This is a genomic window from Liberiplasma polymorphum (assembly GCF_043951795.1).
Taxonomy (GTDB): Bacteria; Bacillota_I; Bacilli_A; order Izemoplasmatales; family Izemoplasmataceae; genus Liberiplasma; species Liberiplasma polymorphum.
Map to the genome: position 1 here is coordinate 1 of NZ_JBIOAG010000068.1, position 2701 is coordinate 2701.

Below are 2701 nucleotides of genomic sequence, written 5' to 3' on the forward strand. Positions count from 1 at the left end.
TAAACATCTATCATTTTGGTGTGCTTATAAGTATAGATAGTTTATCAATTTTAAGAAAAATATCAGATTATTTTTTAGGGAGTTATGATAAAAATGCGGATTCTATTGGCGTTAATATCAAGATAAAGAACTTTATGAAAAACAACCTTGATAATTTTGATAAGATTGATTTAAAGTTACTTTCTGAAATATTATGGGATTTTTATCAAGAAGTGATTAATGTTGAACCCGAAATGATTGAAAAAGAAGAAGAGCAATATGACTCATTAAATGATTTGTTTTTTGATGATGCGCAAATAGAAGATATTTATAATACATTAATACGGAAAAAGAATATTATTTTACAAGGGGCACCAGGGGTTGGAAAAACATATTGTATTAAAAATATCATTGAAAGCAAATTTAAAATTGAAAATCCGAAGGATCAAATAAAAACTGTTCAGTTTCATCAAAGTTATTCTTATGAATCATTTATAGAAGGGTTAAGACCTACAGCAGATGGTAATGGCTTTATAGTAGAACCTGGGGTTTTTAAGGCTTTTATAACAGAAAAGGTTGTTTTACATAAGGATAAAGACTATTTTCTTATAATAGATGAAATTAATCGCGGAAATGTTTCTAAGATTTTTGGAGAACTCTTGATGCTTATTGAAAAAGATAAAAGAGAAAAGTATAGTGTTCAACTACCATACTCTAAAGATAGTTTCAGTATTCCAAAAAACTTATATATCATAGGTACAATGAACTCTGCGGATCGTTCATTATCATTAATTGACTATGCATTAAGAAGAAGATTTTCGTTTATAACGCTAAAACCTATGTTTAACTCGATAAAGTTTCATAACCATTTAAAAAAACATAACTTAGTAGATCATCAAATTAAGAAAATAGTTAACTCAATGAATCGTTTAAATGTAGTAATCTCTGAAAAACTTGGATCTAACTTCGAAGTTGGCCATAGCCACTTTTCTATAATTGAAGAAGAAGATTTCGATACTTGGTATAATAATATTTTGAAATACGACATTATACCTTTAATTGAAGAGTATTTTTTTGATGAAGAGGAAACAGTAGAGAAGATAAAAAGAGATTTGGAATTATTCTATGAGTGAAATACCTATTAAGAATCTTTATTATTTAGTGTTATATGCTTTTAATGAAATGAAGCGTAAAGATTTATTAGGGGATAAAAACATTGATAAAACAAACACGGGTTCAAAACTTTTAATTGAATTATTCTTGGTTCAAGTATCAAAAATTATTAAAAACGGAATATTTAAAAGTTATAACACAATAACTGATGAAGCTCTAACAATTAAAGGCCAAGTAGATATTGCAAAAACTTTTCAAATTACAAAGCCCAAAATTGTAATGTTATATGATGAGTTTAATGAGGATAACCAGTATAATCAAATTCTCAAAAAAACCATGCATAACATTCTTCTATCAAACTTAAGTGTTGATATATTACAAAAAGTTAAAAGGCTATATGCAATGTTTTCTGAAGTTCAACTTGTAAATGATATTGATTATAATCAGAAGTTTAATCGTGTAAACGAAGCTTATCGATTTCCTTTAGCACTTGCATACTTAATTAATGAAAAAGTAATACCAGATAGTTCTAATGGTGATTATAGGTTCATTGACATATTGAAAGATAATGAAACTATGAGTAATCTTTATGAAGCATTTTTACGTAATTTTTATAGAATCCATACAGATTATAAAGTTTCTTCGAGAGTATACAAGTGGGATTTAATTCCCATTAAAGATTCTGATTTTAATAAAATACCAATTATGAAAACAGATGTAGAGCTAGTTAAAGGAGATTTAAAAATTATAATCGATGCAAAGTATTCGAAAAAAGCTTTGGATAGTAGATATGAAACTTTAAAATTTACTAGTAATAATATGTATCAAATTAAGACTTATTTAGACCATAATAGAAATTATGATAACTTAAGAGGGATTTTAATTTATCCATCAAATGGTTATGAATTTAATGAGAAATACGATTTTCAGAATAAATATACGATAGAGCTTGCGACGGTTGATTTATCTCAAGATTGGCCATTAATTGAAAACAGGCTTTTGGAAATTATTAATTAAATATATTTACATAAATGAACTCAGAGTTCATGTTGAAATCTGTTAAAATAGTTATTATATATTTATGAGATATCAAACGAAGCATAATTTTCATCAAAGCACCAAGCAAATGTGTCAAAGACACAAGATCACATTGAAATCGTTGTATGAGGAACTAAATATTAAATCGGGGGGAAAGTACTATACTATTTTAGCAATTATTAAAATCTGTAACTTTTTCAATATATCTATAACTGATATGTTGGAAGGTAAATTGCCAAACTAATATAAATGTGATAAAATTATCGTGTTACTTATAGCGCCAAGATATGGATATTTTCATATAGGAGGCGGTAATATGAGTAACAAAAAACGATATCAGGAAGATTATAAAAATGAGTTAGGTCTCAGAATTTATAAATTAAGAACGGATAAGCAATTATCTATCTTGGATTTTGCAGTTCTACTCGACGTAGACCCAAGGACGGTTTCATACTATGAATCCGGAGAACGTGGAATTACTGTTGAGCGACTACTCAGTATTTGTAACATCCTTGATGTCAGTATTGAAAGTCTCCTAAGCAATTAGGAGACTTTTTTTATTTGAACTTTC

Annotated in this window: 3 protein-coding genes; all 3 read left to right on the top strand. The window is 27.5% G+C overall.

Going from position 1 to position 2701, the window contains the following annotated elements:
- The coding region (locus tag ACHAJD_RS09745; protein WP_435585676.1) for an AAA family ATPase at positions 1-1112 on the top strand (1112 nt) is incomplete at its 5' end.
- Entirely contained in the window at positions 1105-2109 is a 1005-nt protein-coding gene (locus ACHAJD_RS09750) for a 5-methylcytosine restriction system specificity protein McrC (RefSeq protein WP_435585677.1), read from the top strand. The genes ACHAJD_RS09745 and ACHAJD_RS09750, both read left to right, overlap by 8 nt.
- Before the next feature lie 286 nt (positions 2110-2395).
- Entirely contained in the window at positions 2396-2677 is a 282-nt protein-coding gene (locus tag ACHAJD_RS09755) for a helix-turn-helix domain-containing protein (RefSeq protein WP_435585678.1), read from the top strand.
- Positions 2678-2701: the final 24 nt, after the last annotated feature.

Excerpts from the sequence above, each read along its gene's own strand:
- ACHAJD_RS09750 (WP_435585677.1), top strand. The coding sequence starts at position 1,105 with ATGAGTGAAATACCTATTAAGAATCTTTATTATTTAGTGTTATATGCT.